At 73.7% G+C, this 17,465-nt stretch carries 19 protein-coding genes; 12 read left to right on the forward strand and 7 right to left on the reverse strand.

Annotation, left to right across the window (positions count from 1 at the left end):
• Window positions 1–29: 29 nt before the first annotated feature.
• The gene (locus ACFY3U_RS00880; protein WP_387192716.1) at window positions 30–674 is read right to left on the reverse strand and encodes an alpha/beta fold hydrolase; all 645 of its coding nucleotides are present in this window, start codon (window positions 672–674) and stop codon (window positions 30–32) included.
• Window positions 675–788: 114 nt separating this feature from the next.
• Between ACFY3U_RS00880 and ACFY3U_RS00885 the strand changes: the two genes are divergently transcribed.
• From ACFY3U_RS00885 to ACFY3U_RS00900, 4 genes are read left to right on the forward strand one after another with little or no spacing between them, the layout of a single operon-like run.
• Window positions 789–1,526, forward strand: coding sequence for an ABC transporter ATP-binding protein (locus tag ACFY3U_RS00885; RefSeq protein WP_387192719.1), 738 nt, complete (start codon window positions 789–791; stop codon window positions 1,524–1,526).
• Complete coding sequence (locus ACFY3U_RS00890) at window positions 1,523–2,863, forward strand: FtsX-like permease family protein (RefSeq protein WP_387192722.1); 1,341 nt, start codon at window positions 1,523–1,525, stop codon at window positions 2,861–2,863. The genes ACFY3U_RS00885 and ACFY3U_RS00890 overlap by 4 nt, the downstream gene beginning before the upstream one ends.
• Window positions 2,860–4,080: a sensor histidine kinase gene (locus tag ACFY3U_RS00895; RefSeq protein WP_387192725.1), complete on the forward strand. Its 1,221-nt coding sequence runs from the start codon at window positions 2,860–2,862 to the stop codon at window positions 4,078–4,080. The genes ACFY3U_RS00890 and ACFY3U_RS00895 overlap by 4 nt, the downstream gene beginning before the upstream one ends.
• The gene (locus ACFY3U_RS00900; RefSeq protein WP_387192728.1) at window positions 4,068–4,718 is read left to right on the forward strand and encodes a response regulator transcription factor; all 651 of its coding nucleotides are present in this window, start codon (window positions 4,068–4,070) and stop codon (window positions 4,716–4,718) included. The genes ACFY3U_RS00895 and ACFY3U_RS00900 overlap by 13 nt, the downstream gene beginning before the upstream one ends.
• Before the next feature lie 30 nt (window positions 4,719–4,748).
• Here ACFY3U_RS00900 and ACFY3U_RS00905 read toward each other — a convergent pair whose 3' ends face one another.
• Window positions 4,749–5,219, reverse strand: a complete 471-nt coding sequence (locus ACFY3U_RS00905; RefSeq protein WP_387192731.1) for a nuclear transport factor 2 family protein — start codon at window positions 5,217–5,219, stop codon at window positions 4,749–4,751.
• Between the two features lie 71 nt (window positions 5,220–5,290).
• Here ACFY3U_RS00905 and ACFY3U_RS00910 point away from each other — a divergent pair, with 71 nt between their 5' ends.
• A complete protein-coding gene (locus ACFY3U_RS00910) occupies window positions 5,291–5,827 on the forward strand; it encodes a TetR/AcrR family transcriptional regulator (protein ID WP_387192734.1) in 537 nt (178 codons plus the stop codon).
• A 46-nt stretch (window positions 5,828–5,873) separates the two neighbouring features.
• The gene (locus ACFY3U_RS00915) at window positions 5,874–6,359 is read left to right on the forward strand and encodes a YcxB family protein (protein ID WP_387192736.1); all 486 of its coding nucleotides are present in this window, start codon (window positions 5,874–5,876) and stop codon (window positions 6,357–6,359) included.
• Window positions 6,360–6,553: 194 nt separating this feature from the next.
• Here ACFY3U_RS00915 and ACFY3U_RS00920 read toward each other — a convergent pair whose 3' ends face one another.
• Window positions 6,554–7,465 (reverse strand): aminoglycoside phosphotransferase family protein, encoded by a 912-nt coding sequence (locus ACFY3U_RS00920; protein WP_387194092.1) that lies wholly within the window; start codon window positions 7,463–7,465, stop codon window positions 6,554–6,556.
• 107 nt (window positions 7,466–7,572) lie between these two features.
• Window positions 7,573–8,100: a winged helix-turn-helix transcriptional regulator gene (locus ACFY3U_RS00925; protein ID WP_387192739.1), complete on the reverse strand. Its 528-nt coding sequence runs from the start codon at window positions 8,098–8,100 to the stop codon at window positions 7,573–7,575.
• Window positions 8,101–8,170: 70 nt separating this feature from the next.
• Between ACFY3U_RS00925 and ACFY3U_RS00930 the strand changes: the two genes are divergently transcribed.
• Together ACFY3U_RS00930 and ACFY3U_RS00935 are read left to right on the forward strand one after the other, a co-directional pair.
• Window positions 8,171–8,770 carry a dihydrofolate reductase family protein gene (locus ACFY3U_RS00930; RefSeq protein ID WP_387192741.1) on the forward strand — a complete coding sequence of 200 codons (600 nt, stop codon included), beginning with the start codon at window positions 8,171–8,173 and terminating at the stop codon, window positions 8,768–8,770.
• Window positions 8,764–9,603 (forward strand): MBL fold metallo-hydrolase, encoded by an 840-nt coding sequence (locus ACFY3U_RS00935; protein WP_387192744.1) that lies wholly within the window; start codon window positions 8,764–8,766, stop codon window positions 9,601–9,603. The genes ACFY3U_RS00930 and ACFY3U_RS00935 overlap by 7 nt, the downstream gene beginning before the upstream one ends.
• 17 nt (window positions 9,604–9,620) lie before the next feature.
• Here the strand turns inward: ACFY3U_RS00935 and ACFY3U_RS00940 are convergent, their stop codons facing one another.
• The gene (locus tag ACFY3U_RS00940) at window positions 9,621–11,171 is read right to left on the reverse strand and encodes an amino acid permease (protein ID WP_387192747.1); all 1,551 of its coding nucleotides are present in this window, start codon (window positions 11,169–11,171) and stop codon (window positions 9,621–9,623) included.
• Window positions 11,172–11,506: 335 nt separating this feature from the next.
• Between ACFY3U_RS00940 and ACFY3U_RS00945 the strand changes: the two genes are divergently transcribed.
• From ACFY3U_RS00945 to ACFY3U_RS00960, 4 genes are all read left to right on the forward strand, one after another.
• Entirely contained in the window at window positions 11,507–12,496 is a 990-nt protein-coding gene (locus ACFY3U_RS00945; protein WP_387192750.1) for a LacI family DNA-binding transcriptional regulator, read from the forward strand.
• Window positions 12,497–12,540: 44 nt separating this feature from the next.
• Window positions 12,541–13,221, forward strand: a complete 681-nt coding sequence (locus tag ACFY3U_RS00950; RefSeq protein ID WP_387192754.1) for a GNAT family N-acetyltransferase — start codon at window positions 12,541–12,543, stop codon at window positions 13,219–13,221.
• On the forward strand, window positions 13,218–14,066 hold the full coding sequence (locus ACFY3U_RS00955) for an arylamine N-acetyltransferase (protein ID WP_387192757.1): 849 nt from the start codon (window positions 13,218–13,220) through the stop codon (window positions 14,064–14,066). The genes ACFY3U_RS00950 and ACFY3U_RS00955 overlap by 4 nt, the downstream gene beginning before the upstream one ends.
• Before the next feature lie 63 nt (window positions 14,067–14,129).
• Window positions 14,130–14,696 (forward strand): NADPH-dependent FMN reductase, encoded by a 567-nt coding sequence (locus ACFY3U_RS00960; protein WP_387192760.1) that lies wholly within the window; start codon window positions 14,130–14,132, stop codon window positions 14,694–14,696.
• 29 nt (window positions 14,697–14,725) lie between these two features.
• Here ACFY3U_RS00960 and ACFY3U_RS00965 read toward each other — a convergent pair whose 3' ends face one another.
• Together ACFY3U_RS00965 and ACFY3U_RS00970 are read right to left on the reverse strand one after the other, a co-directional pair.
• Entirely contained in the window at window positions 14,726–15,226 is a 501-nt protein-coding gene (locus tag ACFY3U_RS00965) for a DUF456 domain-containing protein (protein ID WP_387192763.1), read from the reverse strand.
• 70 nt (window positions 15,227–15,296) lie between these two features.
• Window positions 15,297–17,459 (reverse strand): putative bifunctional diguanylate cyclase/phosphodiesterase, encoded by a 2,163-nt coding sequence (locus ACFY3U_RS00970; RefSeq protein WP_387192766.1) that lies wholly within the window; start codon window positions 17,457–17,459, stop codon window positions 15,297–15,299.
• Window positions 17,460–17,465: the final 6 nt, after the last annotated feature.

Raw genomic sequence — 17,465 nt, forward strand, 5'->3', positions numbered from 1 at the left:
CGGCCCCGGCCTATCTCCGGCCGACCCTCTCAGCCACGCAGGTAGGCGGTCAGCCGGTCGGCGAGTTGCCGCGGGTGGCTGAGCGCCACGGTGTGACCGCCGTCGACCTCGTCCGGGACGATGTCGAGCCGGTCGGCGGCCACCCGACGCAGGAAGTCCGCCGGGAAGAACCGGTCCTCTCGGGCGATCAGCACCTTCGTCGGCACGGCCGGCCAGGCGTCCAGCGGCCACGGCTGGCTCCCCTCCGCGCTGACCTGATCGCGGGTGTGCGCGGCGGCCTCCGCGACGATGTCGGCCGGCACGCCGTTGTAGAACTGCTGCTCCTCGGTGAGCCCATCGGGGCTGCGGTAACCGGTGTTGTCCCACCAGTCGCCGGGCCGTTCACCGGGCCGCGGGATCATCGGGGTGAGCAGGACGAGCAGCCGCACCGGCAGCTCGGCGGCGACGAGCGGCGCGGTGAACGCGCCGTACGACTGCCCGACGACCACCAGGTCGCTGCGGCCACCGATCGCGTCGACGACCGTGTCGCGGAACTCCGGGAACCCGGCCGAGCTGTCCCCGATGGGCAGCTCGGGCACCACCACGTCGTGGCCGCGGCCGGCCAGCTCGGGGACCAGCAGGTGCCAGTCCCAGGCGCTGCCCCCGCCGCCGTGGATCAGAACAAAGGTCGCCATGCCCCGCACCCTCGCACCGGGGTACGACAACCTGCGATGGGTGCGGACAACCGCACCCGTACCGTGCGGGCCGCCCGGCTGTGCGGGCGGCCCACAACGTCGAGGCTGGACCGCATGGACAACGTGGTGGAACTCGACGGGGTGACCCGTAGGTACGGCTCACGCCGGCGGCCGGTCGCCGCCCTTCGCGACGTCTCGCTCGCGGCGGCGGCCGGCACCTTCGTGGCGGTGATGGGCGCGACCGGGTCGGGCAAGAGCACCCTGCTGCACTGCGCCGCCGGGCTGGACCGGCCGACATCGGGCCGGGTCCGGCTGGCCGGCCAGGACGTCACCCGGATGCGCGAGGGCGCGCTGACCCGGCTGCGCCGCGCCCGGGTGGGGTTCGTCTTCCAGTCGTACAACCTGCTGTCGGAGCTGACGGTACGGCAGAACGTGCTGCTGCCCCGGCGGCTGGGCGGGCCACGCCTGCGCCCGCTGGACGAGGTGCTGGCCGAGGTCGGGCTGGCCGGGTTCGCGGACCGGCCGGTCGGGGAACTCTCCGGCGGCCAGCGCCAGCGGGTCGCCATCGCCCGCGCGCTCGCCGGTAGCCCGGCCGTGGTGTTCGCGGACGAGCCGACCGGGGCGCTGGATCCGGCCACCGGTGAGCAGGTGCTCCGACTCCTGCGGGCGGGCGTGGAACGGGCCGGCGTGACGGTGGTGATGGTGACCCACGACCCGATCGCGGCGGCCTGGAGCGACCGGCTGATCCTGCTGCGCGCCGGCGAGCTGGTGGCGGACTGCCCGACACCCGACGCGGCGACCATCGCCCAGCGGCTGCGCGCCGAGGCGAGCGAGCCGGCGGTGACCCGGTGAACGCGGGGCTGACCCGGCAGGCGCTGCGCAGGCAGCCGTGGGCGTTCGCCGGTCCGTTCGTCACGCAGTGCCTGGCCGCCGCGCTGGTGTCCGGCGCGCTGGGCGCCAACTCGTCGCTGTCCGGAGCGCGGTTGGATCCGTCCGCCCGGCAGGCGCTGACCGACAGCGGCATCCCCGAGATGGCCGCGCTGTTCGTGGTGCTGGCGGTCTACCTGACCGCGCTGATCGTCGGGCTGACCATGACGTCCTCGATCGCCCGCCAGGCGCGGGACATCGCGCTGGTCCGCGCCGTCGGCGCCACCCCGGGCCGGGTGTGCCGGGCGGTGGCGGCCCAGGCCGCCGTGGTGGCGGTGCCGGCGACGCTGCTCGGCGTGCCGCTCGGGGCACTGCTCGCCCGCGCCTGGCTGGCGGGGCTCACCGGGCACGCGGTGATCCCGCCCGGGGTCACGTTCCACCCGTCGGCCGCGGCGCTGCCCGCCGCGCTGGCCATCACCGTCGGCACGTCGCTGCTGGGCGCGCTGGTCGCCGGCGTCCGGCCGGCCCGGGTACGCCCCGCGACGGCGCTGACCGAGACGGCCGTCGCGCGGCGGCAGGTCAGTCTGGTGCGTACCGCGGCCGGGGTGTTGTTGGTGGCCGGCGGGGTGGCGTTGGCGGTCCGGATCGCGAGCGGCGACCTGGCGAAGGCGGACGGGGCGAGCTTCCTCACCATGCTGGCGATGTGCGTCGGGGCCGGCTTTCTCGGTCCGGTGCTGATGCGGTTGACCGCCCCGCTGGCACGCGTGCTCGGCGGAACCGGCGTGCTGGCCGCGGAGAACCTCGCGGTGCGCGCCAGGGCGCTGTCCGGTGCGCTGGTGCCGCTGGTCCTGGCGATCGCGTTCGCCACGGTGAAGGTGGTCGTGCACACCACCTCCGGGCGCGTGCACGGCACGCCCGACCGCGCGGCCGAGGTGTGGACCGACTACTCCGGGACCGCGGTCTACGTCGCGTTCGCCGCGGTGGCCGCCGTCAACACGCTGGTGACCGTGCTGCTGGCCCGGCGCCGGGAACTCGCGGTGACCCGACTGGTCGGGGCGAGCCGGGCACGGGCGCTGGCCGTGATCGTCTGCGAGGCCCTGATCGTCACGGTGACCGCCGTGCTGGTGGGTACGGTGGTCGCGATGGTCACCATGGTGCCGATGCTGCACGGCATGCTGGGCACGTGGACGCCGTACCTGCCGCCCGGGCAGCTGACCCTCGGCCTGGCCGCGGTGGTCGGGCTGGTCCTGCTGGCCACGGTGGTGCCGGCGCTGATGGCGATGCGCCGGCCGCCGGTGGAGTCGCTGGCCGTGGACCCGTGAGGTCGGTCGCCGGCGCGATCGTGCGCGCGCCGGTGGCCGCCCGCACCTGGCGCGAGGTCGGGTACGCGGTCACCGGCACCGTGCTGGCCGTGCCGACCTTCGCGCTCGCGCTGCTGGGCCTGGTGTTCTCCGCGCTGTCCCTGCTGACCATCGGGCTGCCGCCGCTGACCGGGGTGCTGGTGCTGGCTCGGCTGACCGTCCGATACTTCCGCGGGCCGGCCCGGCTGTTCCTCGGCTGGAGCTGGCCCGACCCACCGCCGGTACGCCGCCGGGGGCCGGGCCCGGTGCGCTGGGCCGGGGCGGTGCTGACCGACCCCGTCGCCTGGAAGGCGCTCGCGTACTGCTTCGCCCGGCTGCCGTTGATGACCGCGGCCGCGTACCTCGGCGGAGTCCTCGTCGTCGGCGGGGTGGTGGGGGTCAGCTATCCGGTGTGGATGCACCGCTTTCCCGACGAGTCACCGTGGGGCGGCACCTGGGGACTGTTCGCTCAGGGGTTGGCCGCGCTGCTGGTGTTCCCGTGGTACGTCCGGCTCATCGTCTGGCTGGACCGGCGGTTGGTGCGAGCGCTGCTGGAGCCGAGCCCGGAGCGGTCCCGGATCGCGGCGCTGGAGTCGAGCCGGGCGGCGCTGCGGGCGGACGCGGCCGCCCTGCTGCGGCGGGTGGAGCGGGATCTGCACGACGGCACGCAGGCCCGGCTGGTCGCGTTGGGGGTGACGCTGTCCCGGATCGAGCGGCGCGCCGACGAGCCGGAGCTGCGGGCGATGGTGACGCAGGCCAAGGGAACGGTGGTGGAGGCGTTGACCGAGCTGCGGGACATCGTGCGCGGCATCCACCCGCCCGCCCTGGACGCCGGCCTGGGCACCGCGCTGGAGACCCTGGCCACGCGTAGCGCGGTGCCCGTGGACGTACGCCTCGATCTGCCCCGGCGGCCGACGCCCGAGACCGAGTCGGCGCTCTACTTCAGCGCCGCCGAGCTGCTGACCAACGTGGCCAAGCACGCCGGGGCCAGCCGGATCCGGCTGGACCTGCGCGCGCGGGCCGGCGCGCTGCGCCTGAGCGTCACCGACGACGGGCGCGGCGGGGCACGACCCTCGGGCACGGGTACGGGTCTGACCGGGCTGGCCCGGCGGGCCGAGTCACTGGACGGCACGCTGCGGGTGGACAGCCCGCCGGGCGGGCCGACGACCGTCATCGTGGAGCTGCCGTGCGAGTGGTGATCGCCGAGGACAACCCCTTGCTGCGCGACGGGATCAGGTTGCTGCTGGCCGACCACGGGATCACCGTGGTGTCGACCGTCGACAACGGCGACGCCCTGCGCGCGGCGGTCGCCGAGCACCGGCCCGATGCGGCGGTGGTCGACGTACGGATGCCGCCGACCTTCACCGACGAGGGCCTGCGGGCGGCGCTGGCGATCCGGGCGGCCCACCCGCACACCGGCGTGCTGGTCTTCTCACAGTGGGTGGAGACCCGGTACGCGCGGCGGCTGATCGCCGAGCATCCCGAGCGGGTCGGCTACCTGCTGAAGGACCGGATCGTCAGCACCGACGAATTCGTCGACGCGCTGCGCCGGGTGGCCGCCGGCGGGACCGCGCTGGACCCAGAGGTGGTCCGGCAGTTGCTGGCGGCGCCGGCGGTGGACGCGGGCCTGGCCAGGCTGAGCGACCGGGAGCGGGAGGTGCTGGGGATGCTGGCCGAGGGCCGGTCCAACGCCGCCATCTGCGAGGTGCTGCACCTCGCTCCGCGCAGCGTGGAGAAGCACGTGACCGCCATCTTCACCAAGCTTGACCTCCTCCAGGCGCGCACCGACCACCGGCGGGTGCTCGCCGTGCTGCGCTACCTGAGCGCGACGGGCTGAGCCCACCGCGGAACTCCGTGGGAAGCAACCTCATGCGCTTCCCGAGGACAATGCGGCGACCAGGGCGGGCAGGTGGCCGAAGGCGCGAGCGCCGGCCACGTGGTCGACGTAGTCCCGGGACTCGACGATCTCGCCGTCGCGGACCCGGACCACGAAGACGCACGGCAGCGCGAAGGCGTCGCCGCCCATCACCCCGGCGTACCGGAACTCGAAGATCACCACCTCCGGGTCGGTCGTCGCGTACACGTGGTCGTCGACCACGTCGTAGCGTTCGACGTCGGACGGGGGGCCGCCGGCGGCGAAGTGGGCACGCACCTCGGCCCGGGTGCGCAGCGGCGTGTCGCCGAGCGGGTTGAACGGGTGGCGCACGTCGGTGCGCTCGGCGTAGCAGCCGGCCAGCTCGTCGATCTGTGCCGCCTCCTGCGCGGCGGTCAGGCCGCCGCGCATGAGGCGACAGACGCCGGCGGCCACGGCCCGGACGGTTTCCTCTGGCGTACGCATGGCACCCTCCCCTACCGAAGTCTGGACTCCGCTTACCGTAGCGAAGTCGCGGCTTCGGTTAAAGTCCTCGCATGCGTCAGGATGCTCGGCAGAACCGCGAGCGCATCCTCGCCGCGGCCGAGCAGGTCTTCGGCATGCGCGGCGAGGCCGGCTCCACCGAGGAGGTGGCCCGGCTGGCCGCCGTCGGCGTCGCCACCGTGTTCCGGCACTTCCCGACCAAGGAAGCGTTGATCGAGGCCGCATTGGTGCGGCACTTCACCGGCCTGCTCGACCAGACCCGGGACGCGGCCGTCGCGCCCGACCCGGCGGCCGCCCTGCGCGCGCTGGTCCGCGAGATGATCGAACGCGGCGCGAACAAGCTCACCCTGGCCTCGATGCTGGGGGACGCCCCACCCGCCGTCGTCGCCGTGGCGGAACAGGTGAAGGCGGCGGTGGACGTGGCCCTGCGACGAGCCCAGGCCGCGGGCGCCGTCCGGCCGGAGGTCGGCGTCGAGGAGCTCTACCTGCTGATCCGGGGTCTGGCGCAGGTCACCGCCGCCTCCCCCGTCCCGGCGGCGGTGCTCGAACGCGCCATCGACGTCGTCCTGGACGGCTTCTCCACCCGATAAACGGCGGCCCGGGCCGACCGCCGGGTCCGCGCACTATCGTTCGGGCGTGCACATTCGTTTCGACGTTCCCGCCGATCCCGCGTACCCCGGTCGGCTGGCCGCCGCCCTGAGCAGCGTCCGGCTGCGCCGGTTCGGCTACGTCGGCGGGGTGCTGGTCGCGGCCGGCGTGCTCGGCTTCGCCGTCTTCCGGAGCGATCGGTTCTCCTCGCTGTACACGACGCTGGTGGTGGCCGGCCTGCTGTCGCTGCTGTACCCGCCGTGGGTACGGTGGCGGGCCCGGCGACGCTCCGGCGGGTACGCCGTCGAGGGCGGCTACGAGATCACCGACGAAAACATCATGATGCGCAGCGGCTCCGAGACCAGCGGCATCGCCTGGGAGGGCGTCACCCAGGTGCGGGACACCGCCGAGTTCTGGATCGTGTACGTGGGCCGGATGCCGGCCACGGTGATCCCCCGCCGGTTGATGTCCACTGAGGACGCCGAGACGTTGCGGGCGTTCCTGGTCGACCGCGGGCTGCTGCCGGCGCGCTGAAACCGGTGCAAGCTTGGCCGACACCGATCCGGCTCTGGTGGGCGAGCTCCAGGCCGTCTACCTGCTGCCCGGGCCACCGGGGACGGGGCGCCGGGCGACTGCTGATGGACGAGCAGTGGAAGGGCATCTCTCAGGCAGTTGCCGCTGCGAAAGGGACCCCGCCGGCTGGTCGAACGCGGGGGACGATCGCGGGGTCAGCAGGTGGTGATGAGGCGTTGAAGGGCGGCGTGGGCAGGTGGTCCCCAGGTAGGCTTACCACCGGACCTGCGGCGGACGCCGTTGTCCCCGATGAGGATGCCGCCGAGAGCACGCGCCATGGCCCAACCACGGGCGCGGCGAATTGTGGCAGTGTCCGGGGTCGGCTGGTAGGCCGCGTGGAAGTGGTCGGCGGTGTCGTCCGGTAGGAGGAGCCACCCGGCGGCGAGGTCATATGCCGGGTCGCCCGCGCAGAGGTCACCGAAGTCGATCACGCCGCAGAGGGCGCCATCCGCAGTGAGGACGTTGGCCGGGTGCAGATCGGCGTGGAGCCACAGTGCCGGGCCCGACCATGCGGGTGCGTTGACCGCGTCGTGCCAGACGGCGTGGACAGCGTCCGGTTCGTGGATCAGCCTGCGCTCCGTGGCGGCGGCGAGGCCTGCGTCGAACTGGTCGGCGTGGTCGGTGAGTTTCCCGCCGCGGTCCCGGCCGACAGGTGCACCGACGGGAGCGGGTTGGTGAAGAGCCGTCAGGAAGGCGGCCAGGGACTCGGCCGCGTCGGAGGTTAGCGTGACAGGGGCCCGGTCGGCGGGTGTGCCCGGAACCCAGGTGGTGATGAGCCAGGGCCGGGGGAACCGCGCGGAGGGCTGGCCGAATCGCAGCGGGACGGGGATCGGCAGCGGGAGGCGCGGGGCGAGCGTGGGCACCCAGGCGTATTCCTTACGCAGCAGCCCGTCTGCGGTTCCAGTCGCCCATGGAAGCCGGACGGCGAGATCGTCACCGAGCCGCCACAGCTGGTTGTCCCATCCCCGAGCGCCGAACCGAACCGGGTGATCAGCGAGGTCTGGGTGCTGGTCGCGAACCAGGTCCCGGACCAGCTCCGCGGTAATTCTGATCCCACCATGGGTCATGCCGACCAACGGTAGTTCGCCAGCCGGATCGTCGCCGCCGCCCACGGCCTCTTCTGGTCGCTACTGGTGCCGAGGGTGGCCACGCTCGCTGCGAGCGGCGTGAGGTGTCAGTCGTGCCGGTACGTCGACGAGGTGATCGAGGACGCCGCCTCGCGTTCCTGCTCGGCGGCGTACGCGGCGTCCAGCCGCTCGAAGGGGCCCGGGCCGGTGCGCGGCTTCGGCGGGGCGTCCAGGTGGCGTACCCGGAGGTCGTCCATCAGCTCTTGCACGAACGCCGGCCCCTCGTCGCGCATGAACCGCTGCCGGCTGCGCAGCTCGTCGGTGCCGGGACGCCAGTCGAGGGCCCAGTTGCCGAGCGCGTACAGGACCGGCAGGGTCTGGATGCCGGCCTCGGTGAGGCTGTAGCGGGCGCGCTGCCCGCGGGCCGCGGTGCCGCGGGTGAGCAGCCCCGCCTCGACCAGCCGGACGAGGCGGTCGGCGAGGATGTTCGACGCGATGCCCTCGACCGACCCGGTGAGCAGCGCCCGGAAGTAGCGGCGGTCGGCGAAGACGACGTCCCGGAGCACGAGCAACGACCAGCGATCCCCGAGCACCTCGACGGCGGCGTTGATCGGGCACCCGGACCGTGGTTCCACACTTCCTCCTTGACACGTAAGACGCCCACAATATAGTGGTTGCAAACCGCAACCACTAAAGGAAGAGGGGATGATGGGCCGCTTTCTCTACTGGATGAACGTGTCCCTCGACCTGCGGATCGAGCAGGTTCCCGGGGACGACGGTGCCGGCGAGTGGCTGCGTATCGACGAGGAGCTGCACCGCGAGTTCAACGCCCGGGCGCGCGGGCTCGCCGCCATGGTCCAGGGCCGGGTCATCTACGAGACGATGGAGGAGTACTGGCCGCGGGCCCGCGAGGACGCGTCGCTGCCGGAGGTCATGCGGGATTACGGCGAGATCTGGACCACCGCCCCCAAGGTGCTCGTCTCCCGCACCCGGCACACCGCCGACCACGACACCCGGATCATCGGCGGCGACGACGCGATCGATCAGCTCGCCGCCCTGCGGGCCGAGACCGACGGCACCATCGGGGTGGGCGGCGCGACGCTGGCCACCCAGCTGCTGCGGGCCGGCCTCCTCGACGAGCTGCTGCTCTTCACCCACCCGGCGATCCTCGGCTTCGGCAGGCCGCTCTTCGACGACTACGACCGGCCGATCGACCTCAACCTGATCGAGCACCGATCGTTCAGCCAGGGCGTCACGATGCACCACTACGCGATTCTCGACGCGAAGGAGGCCGGCCCGTGCTGAAGCCGATCGCGGACGGAGTGCTGGTCCACCAGAGCGATTTCATCGAGAGCAACGCGACCGTCGTGCAGGGCCACGCCGGGGTGCTGCTCGTCGACCCAGGCGTACGCGGCGACGAGCTGACCTGCCTGGCGAACGACCTGACCACGTCGGGTCAAACCGTGGTGGCGGGCTTCTCGACCCATCCGGACTGGGATCACCTGCTGTGGCACGCGCGGCTCGGCGAGCCGCCCCGCTACGCCACCGAGCGCTGCGCGACCGCCGCCCGCGAGCAACTGTCCGACCCGGACACGAAGGCCCGCATCACCGAGCACCTGGCCGAGACCGAGGTCGCCGGGCAGGTGCCGCTGGACCGGTACGGCCTGGTCACCGCCCTGCCCACCGGGGCCACCCGGATTCCCTGGGACGGGCCGCCGATCCGGATCATTGAGCACCGGGCGCACGCGGTGGGTCACGCGGCGCTGCTCGTCGAGGACCGCCGGGTCCTCGTCGCCGGGGACATGCTCTCCGACGTACTGGTGCCGATGCTCGACCTCGACGGCGCCGCCGACCCGGTCGAGGACTACCTCACCGCGCTGCGGCTGCTGGAGGAGGTCGCCGACGACGTCGACGTCGTGGTTCCCGGTCACGGCTCGGTCGGCGGGGCCGGTCAGGCGCGTGAGCGGATCGAGCGCGACCGGGCGTACGTGCTCGCCCTGCGCGACGGCCGCGAGCCCGACGACCCGCGGATCGGCCGGTCGGCCCGCCCCGGCTGGGAGTGGGTGACCGACGTGCACCGCTGGCAGGCCAAGCACCTCGCCGACAAGCGCCTCGCCCACCCGAACCCGGCCGGCTGACGACGCGGACCCTGCCGTCAGTCGGCGGGCTGGTCGACGGTGCGGCGGGGGCCGGTGAACCACCTGCGGGCCGACACCCACCACCACACCGCCACCCCGAGCAGCACCCCGCCGATCGCGAGCGGCGCGTAGTTCACCGCCGACCAGCTGAAGTCGGCGTGCCCGGGCACCCCGGCCGGCACGATCGGCAGTAGGAAGTAGACCGAGATGACCGCGATCTCCACCACCGCGATCCAGCCGAGCACCTTGTACCGCCGGCCCAGGGTCCACGGCCCGGGGACGAACCGCTCCCCCATCCGCAGCCGCAGGAAGATCGGGATCAGGAACGACAGGTACAGCCCGATCACCGCCACCGAGACCACCGCGTAGAACGCGACCGGGATGCCGCCGGACTGGTACAGCGCGGGCAGGGTGAGCACCAGACCCGCCACGGTGGCGCCGATGATCGCGTTGACCGGGGTGCCGTTGCGGTCCACCGTGGACCAGAGCCGCCAGCCGGGCACCGCGCGGTCCCGACTGAACGCGTACGCCATCCGGCTCATCGACGTCACGCAGCTCATCCCGCAGAAGAACTGGCCGATGGTGGAGATGATGATGACCGTCTTGAAGAAGAACGGGCTCAGCGCGGACTCGAAGATCGCCCCGGAGAAGCCGCCCGCGGAGTTGATCGCGTCCACGTCGGTGGCGGCGAAGAGGAACGCCAGCAGCAGGATCCAGCCGCCGACCGCGGAGTAGGCGATCGACCGCCACAGCCCCTGGGCGGCGGCCTTCGACGCGCCCCGGGTCTCCTCGGACACGTGCGCGCAGGCGTCGAAGCCGGTGATCGTGTACTGGGTGAGCAGGAAGCCCAGCGGCAGCACGTAGAACCAGAAGGTCGGCCCCCCGGTGCCGCCGTCGCCGAAGCCGGAGTTGTTGAACCGCTCGGTGAAGACGAACCGGAAGCTCTGGTGCTCGTCCGGCACCAGCAGCAGGATGACCACCACCGCGGCCGCGCCGGCCACGTGCCACCAGACCGAGACGTTCTGGAGTACGTCGATGATGCGGTGCCCGAAGATGTTGATCAGCCCGTGCAGCGCGAGGATCACCACGAAGAGCCCGAACGCCTGGGTGAGCGTCCCGGCCCAGCCGTCGACGAGCGCCGACAGGGTCAGGTTGAGGAAGGTCGCGCAGCCGTAGTCGACCGATGCGGTGACCGCGACCAGCCCGATCAGGTTGAGCCAGCCGGTGAACCAGCCGTGCACCGGGCGGCCCATGGTCGCCGCCCACCAGTAGATCCCGCCCGCCGTGGGGTACGCCGACACCAGCTCGGCCATGCAGAAGCCGATGATCAGGATGAACAGCGAGATCAGCGGCCAGCCCCAGGAGATGGCGACCGGGCCGCCGTTGTTCCACGCCTGCCCGAAGGTGGTGAAGCAGCCGGCCAGGATCGAAATGATCGAGAACGAGATGGCGAAGTTGGAGAAGCCGCTCCACTTGCGGTGCAGCTCCTGCTGGTAACCGAGTTCGGCGAGCCGTCGGGCGTCGTCGTCCATCGGTTGCTCGGCGGTCGGCGTGGGCGTCGTGGCCACTGCGCACCTCCTCGAGGCGATCCCCGGTACGAGTGCGCCCGAGTCTCGTCCCGCCGATCACGTCGGTCAATCCGTCGCGCGGGCCGACCTCGCGAAATCGCGTTGCCGGAAGTCCCACCCGGGCCGCATCCTGGAGCCCGTGACCGGCCCGATCGCGACGGGCCCTCCGCCGGGCGCTCGGCAACGCCCGGCCCGCGGCGGCGCGCGGCGTCCACCTCTCTCTCACGTACGGCGGCATCCGCCGTACCCGACGGACGCCCGCGCCGCCGCCACCGACCCCACCGCACCGGCCTCCTCGGGCACCATGGGGTCAGGCCCCTCGACCCGGAGGAACAGTGCGGCGCTCACCACGGACCACTCCGACGCTGGCCGACGTGGCCCGGGCGGCGGACGTCTCCACGGCCACCGCGTCCCGGGCGCTCAGCGGCCGGGGCCCGGTGTCCGCGCGGGCGCGCGCCGACGTCCGTCGGGCGGCGGCCGATCTGGCGTACGTGCCGAATCCGCTCGCCGTGTCGCTGGCCCGCCGGCGGGGCACCCGGATCGTCGTCGGCGTGGTCGCGCCCCGGGCGGCCATGCTGACCGACCAGTACGTCACCCGCCTGGTCACCGCCGCCGCCCGCGCGGCCGACGAACACGATCTCGGGGTGTCCGCGCGCCGGCTGCGCCTCGGCGACCCGAGCGCCCTGGCGGACTGGGCGCGGGACCGGGGCGTACACGGTGTCCTGCTGGTCAACCACGACGCGGCGCTGCTGGCCGCGCTGCCCCGGGCGCTGCACGGCCGGGTCGCCGCGGTCGGGCCGGGCTTCGGCCACGCGCCCTCCTACGACGTGGACACCGGGGCGGCGATGGGGGCGAGCGTGCGGCACCTGATCGCCGCCGGCCGCCGCCGGATCGTCATGCTGACCGGGCCCGGCTGGGTGGCGAGCATGCGCCAGCCGGTCGAGGCGTACCGGGCGGTGCTGCGGGCGCACGGCCTGCCGGCGCGGACGCTGGTGGGCGGGCTGAGCACGGCCACCGGCGCGGCCGCCACCCGGCGCGCGCTGAACCGCTGGCCGGAGACCGACGCGATCGTCGCGATCACCGACGTGACCGCGCTGGGCGCGCTGCGGGCGGCCCGGGCCGGCGGCCGGCGGGTGCCCGACGACGTCGCCGTGATCGGCTTCGACGACATCCCGCTCGCCGCGCTGGGCGAGCCCGCGCTGACCACCGCCACCCATCCCGTCGAGCGGATCGCCGGACGGGCCGTGGGTGGTCTGATCGCCGGCGCCGTCGCCGACGAACGCGTCGTGCTGCCCTCCACCCTGGTCCGGCGGGCGAGCGCCTGAGCGGGGCTTGCGGTGCAAGCGGTTCCACCACGTACCGTCCCGTCATGCGCAACGACACGGCGGGGAGCCCGCCGACGACGGCGATCCGTCGGTACCGGGACGACGACCACGACGCGGTCTACGACATCTGCGTACGCACCGCGGACGCCGGTGGGGACGCCCGCGGCCGGTACGCCGACGACGACCTGATGCCCGACCTCTTCGCCGGGCCGTACCTGCACCTGGAACCGGAGTTGGCCTTCGTGCTGACCCACCGGGACCGAGCCGTCGGGTACGTGCTCGGCACCGCCGACACGCCGGCGTTCGTGCGGGCGTACCGGCGGGTCTGGATTCCCCGGCTGGCCGACCGGTACCCCGTGCCGACCCGGCCGCCGACCACGCCGGACGAGGAGATGATCGCGCTGCACCACCGGCCGGAGCGGATGCTGCTGCCCGAGCTGGCCGACCACCCGGCCCACCTGCACATCGACCTGCTGCCCGATTTCCAGGGCGCCGGGCACGGGCGGCGGTTGATCGACACGTTCCTGGCCGCCGCCGCCCGGGCCGGCGCCCCCGCCGTCCACCTCGGCATGGACCCCACCAACGTCAAGGCCCGCGCCTTCTACGACCGCCTCGGCTTCCACGAGATCCCGGTCCCCGACCCCGGCCCGGTCACCTACCTGGGCCGTCCCACCACACCCCCGGCCGACGACTCGCGGGCGGCCGACGGGGTGGGGCCGCGATGAGCGGCGACCCCACCGCGGTCACCGGCCCCGCCCAGCCGGCCGACGGATGGCAGCGGGACCCGCTCGGCCTCGACGCCTATCTCGGCCGCGTCGGGGTGCGCCGGCCGCTGCGGGCGGACCCGGAGACGCTGCGGACGCTGCACCGGGCGCATGTCGCGGCGATCCCGTTCGAGAACCTCGACATCCCGCTCGGGCGCGGGGTCAGCGTCGACCTGGCCGACGTGCAGGCGAAGCTGGTCCGGCGGGAGCGGGGTGGCTACTGCTTCGAGCACGGGCTGCTGTTCGCCGCCGTGCTCGACCAGCTGGGCTTCCGAGTGACCCGGCTGCTCACCCGCACCGGCGACCCGGCCGAGCGGCCGCACCCCCGCGCGCACCTGGTCCTGCGGGTACGACTCGGTGACACCGACTGGCTGGCCGACACCGGCTTCGGGTCCGGCCTGCTGGAACCGGTGCCGCTGACCGAGGCGGACCTTCCCGCCCAGGGCAGCTGGCGCTACCGCTGCCGGCGCGGCGCCGACACCGCGTGGCGGCTGCAGGCATGGCGGCAGGACCGCTGGGAGACCCTCTACACGATCGCCGAGGAGGCGACCTACCCGGTCGACGTCGACGGCGCCAACCACGTCACCGCCACCAGCCCCGGCTCGCCGTTCGTGCGCCAGCCCGTCGTCGTACGGCTGGACGACGACCGGATACGCCGGCTGATCGGCCGGCAGTACACCGTGGAGCGCCCCGACGCCCCCACCGAAGAGCGCACCGTGACCGACGAGGATCTCGGCGAGGTCCTCACCGACCTGGGCGTACACCTGTCCCCGGCCGACCTCGCCGCCCTGCTCGCCCTCCGGTGACCGGCCACCGCGACGCGGCGCCGCACCGCCTCACCCGAGCGTTCCGAACCTGAAGGGGGACCCGTGTCCGTACCGCCGATCCGCGTCGTCGTGATCATCGGCAGTGTCCGTGCCGAACGCTTCGCCCCGGTGGTGGCGAACTGGTTCCTCGGTCGCCTAGAGCCGCACGACGACCTCGACGTGGACGTCGTCGACCTCGCCGGGCTGACCCTGCCGAACGAGCTGGACGGCACCGGCGACACCGCCGCGTTCGCCCACCGGATCGCCCGCGCCGACGCCTTCGTCGTGATCACCCCGGAGTACAACCATTCCTTCCCGGGCCCGCTGAAGACGGCGATCGACAGCGCGTACGAACAGTGGTGGGCCAAGCCGGTCGGCTTCGTCTCGTACGGTGGCACCTCGGGTGGACTGCGCGCCGTCGAGCAGCTGCGGCTGGTCTTCGCCGAGCTGCACGCCGTCACCGTGCGGCACAGCGTCACCTTCGCCCACGTCCACGACCTGTTCGGCCCCGACGCCACCCCACGCGACCCGCACCACGCCGAACAGGCCGTCGAGGCGCTCCTGAGCCAGCTCACCTGGTGGGCCGCCGCCCTGCGGTCGGCCCGCACCAGCACCCCCTACCCTGGCTGAGCCCGTCGGCCCCGCGCGGCCGGGCACGGTCAGGTCAGCAGGAGGCCGGCCACCCACAGGGCGGCCACGGTGAGGCCGGCGAGGAACTCCACCAGCATGGACAGCCCGGCGGCCTTGAGGGCCTGCACGGTGGAGGGCCAGGCCAGCCGGTTGCTGCCCAGCCGCAGCCGCTCGGCACCCCAGATGCCGCCCACGAAGCCCAGCACCAGACCCACCACCGGGATCACGAAGAACCCGACCAGCCCGAGCGCGCCGCCGGCCAGCAGCGAGGACGTCGGCACCCCGGTCCGCTTGAGGTTGCGCCCGGGCCAGAGGTACTTGACCACGGTGCCGCCGGCGGCGACCACGGTGGCCGCGGCGAGCACCGCCCACCGGCCCGGCCCCGCGCCGCCGAACACCGCCCAGACCAGCACCCCGCCCCAGCACAGCGGCAGCGCCGGCAGGCCGGGCACCACCACCCCGGCCAGCCCGGCGACGATGGCGATCGCCGCCACCGCCGACACCGCAGCCTGGGAATCCGTCAGCCCCATCCGAACGCCTCCGCCCACCGGCCGTCGTCGCGCACGAGGCCACCCCCGGCATACCCGGTGGTACGCCGGGTCACGCCGCCGCCTCGCCGCGCAGCCGGGCGGTGATCGCCTCGGCCGGGGCGGGCGGGCCGAACCAGCGGCCCTGCCCGGTGTCGCAGCGCAACGCCCGCAACCGCTCGGCCTGCTCCCCGGTCTCCACCGCCTCGGCGGTCACCGACAGCTCCAGGGCGTGCGCCAACCGCACCAGCGCGTCCACGATCCGCTCGTCGCGGTGGTCGGCCGGGGTGTCCGCGCCGGAGCGGATGCCCTCCACGAACGGGCCGGCCAGCTTGAGGCAGTGGATCGGCAGCCGGCGCAGGTACGCCAGGTTCGAGTACCCGGTGCCGAAGTCGTCGATGGCCAGCCGTACGCCCAGCCCGGCCAGCCGGTGCAGCGACCGCAGCGGCTCCCCGGCGCTGCCCATCACCGCGCTCTCGGTCAGCTCCAGCTGCAACAGCCCGGCGGGCAGCCCGGTGCGGGCCAGCGCCTCGGCCACGGTGTCCACGATGGCCGGGTCGTCGGCCTGCCGGGCGGCCAGGTTCACGCTCACCACCAGCTTGGCGTCCGGGAAGTCCCGGTGCCAGGCGCGGGCGTCCCGGCAGGCCTGGCCCAGCACCCACTCGCCGAGCCGGACGATCAACCCGGTCTCCTCGGCCAACCCGATGAACCGGTCCGGCCCGACCAGGCCGTGCTCCGGGTGGCGCCAGCGCACCAGCGCCTCCACGGCCAGCATCGAGCCGTCCAGCAGCGACACGATCGGCTGGTAGTGCACCACGAATTCGCCCCGGTCCAGCGCCGCCGGCAGGCCGGCGGCGAGCGCGGAGCGGGCGATGTCGGCGGCGCTGCGCTCCGGGTCGTACACCGCCCACCGCCCACGGCCCTCCGCCTTGGCCCAGTAGAGCGTGCTGTCGGCGGCCTTCATCAGCTCGGAGGCGTTGGTCTCCCCGGCCGGGCAGTCGACCACGCCGACGCTGGCCGACACGACCAGCTGCTGGCCGCCGACCAGCGCCGGGGCGGAGACCGCGGCCAGCGCCAGCTCGGCGACGCCGACCGCGTCGTCGATGCCCTCGGCGCCCTGCACCAGGATGACGAACTCGTCGCCGCCCATCCGGGCCACCAGGTGCCCCTGCCCGGCCACGCAGTCGGCCAACCGACGGGCGATGGTGACCAGCAGCCGATCGCCGAGGTCGTGGCCGAAGCTGTCGTTGACCGCCTTGAAGCCGTCCAGATCGAGGAAGCAGACGCCGATCCGCTGCTCCGGGCGGGCGGTCTCGAACAGCTGCCCCAGCGTCTCGAAGAACAGCGTGCGGTTGGGCAGCCCGGTGAGCGGGTCGTGCAGGGCCTGGAAGCGCAGTCGCTGCTGCAGCTCGTACCGCTCGGTGATGTCCTCGATCATCGCGACGGTGAACCGGGGCCGGCCCTCGTCGTACCGGATCAGCGAGACGGCCAGGTCGGTCCAGACGATGCTGCCGTCCTTGCGCAGGTAGCGCTTCTCCACCCGGACGCTGTCATGCTTACCCTCGATCAGCTCCTGGTAGAGCTCCCACATGCCGGCCGCGTCGTCCGCGTAGAACAGCGACGCCACGTTGATCTCGCGCAGCTCGTCCGTGGTGTAGCCGAGCATGTCGGCGAAGGACTGGTTGACCTCGATGATTCGGCCGTCGATGGCCGCGATGCCGATGCCGATCGCCGCGCCGGTGAACACCGCCCGGAACCGGGCCTCGCTGTCGCGCAGCGCCTGCTCCACCGCGTCCCGGGCCTGCCAGGCCGAGCGGGCGATCCGTTCCTGCTGGCTGAAGGTCCGGTCCCGCAGGGCGCGGGCGAACCCGGCCCCGAGCGCGCCCTGCAGGGCGGCCACCCGGGCCACCGCGTCCGGCCGGTCGGCGCGCACCGGCAGCACCGACGCCAGGAAGCGCCCACCGAGCGCGCGCACCGACCAGTCCAGCACGGCGGGCTCGGTCAGGTGGGCCTCGACGAGGGCCCGACCCACGTCCGCCGCCGGCCCGGCGTCGAACTCCTCGGCCGACACCGCCACGGCCAGCCGTACGGTGTGCGCGAGCAGCAGCCGCTCGGTCTCGTCCGCGCTGAGCGGCACGAAACCGAGACGGCGGACCGCGCGCGACCACTCGACGGCGTAGCCGTGGGCGCCGGGACGGCTGAGGTCGTCCCCGTCGGGATCCGGGACGGCGGACATGGTCGG

This window comes from Micromonospora sp. NPDC000089, assembly GCF_042899365.1.
GTDB lineage: Bacteria > Actinomycetota > Actinomycetes > Mycobacteriales > Micromonosporaceae > Micromonospora.

Coding starts and splice junctions, on each gene's coding strand:
- ACFY3U_RS00880 (WP_387192716.1), bottom strand. CDS start 674: ATGGCGACCTTTGTTCTGATCCACGGCGGCGGGGGCAGCGCCTGGGAC.
- ACFY3U_RS00885 (WP_387192719.1), top strand. CDS start 789: ATGGACAACGTGGTGGAACTCGACGGGGTGACCCGTAGGTACGGCTCA.
- ACFY3U_RS00905 (WP_387192731.1), bottom strand. CDS start 5,219: ATGCGTACGCCAGAGGAAACCGTCCGGGCCGTGGCCGCCGGCGTCTGT.
- ACFY3U_RS00910 (WP_387192734.1), top strand. CDS start 5,291: ATGCGTCAGGATGCTCGGCAGAACCGCGAGCGCATCCTCGCCGCGGCC.
- ACFY3U_RS00920 (WP_387194092.1), bottom strand. CDS start 7,465: ATGACCCATGGTGGGATCAGAATTACCGCGGAGCTGGTCCGGGACCTG.
- ACFY3U_RS00930 (WP_387192741.1), top strand. CDS start 8,171: ATGATGGGCCGCTTTCTCTACTGGATGAACGTGTCCCTCGACCTGCGG.
- ACFY3U_RS00950 (WP_387192754.1), top strand. CDS start 12,541: ATGCGCAACGACACGGCGGGGAGCCCGCCGACGACGGCGATCCGTCGG.
- ACFY3U_RS00955 (WP_387192757.1), top strand. CDS start 13,218: ATGAGCGGCGACCCCACCGCGGTCACCGGCCCCGCCCAGCCGGCCGAC.
- ACFY3U_RS00965 (WP_387192763.1), bottom strand. CDS start 15,226: ATGGGGCTGACGGATTCCCAGGCTGCGGTGTCGGCGGTGGCGGCGATC.
- ACFY3U_RS00970 (WP_387192766.1), bottom strand. CDS start 17,459: ATGTCCGCCGTCCCGGATCCCGACGGGGACGACCTCAGCCGTCCCGGC.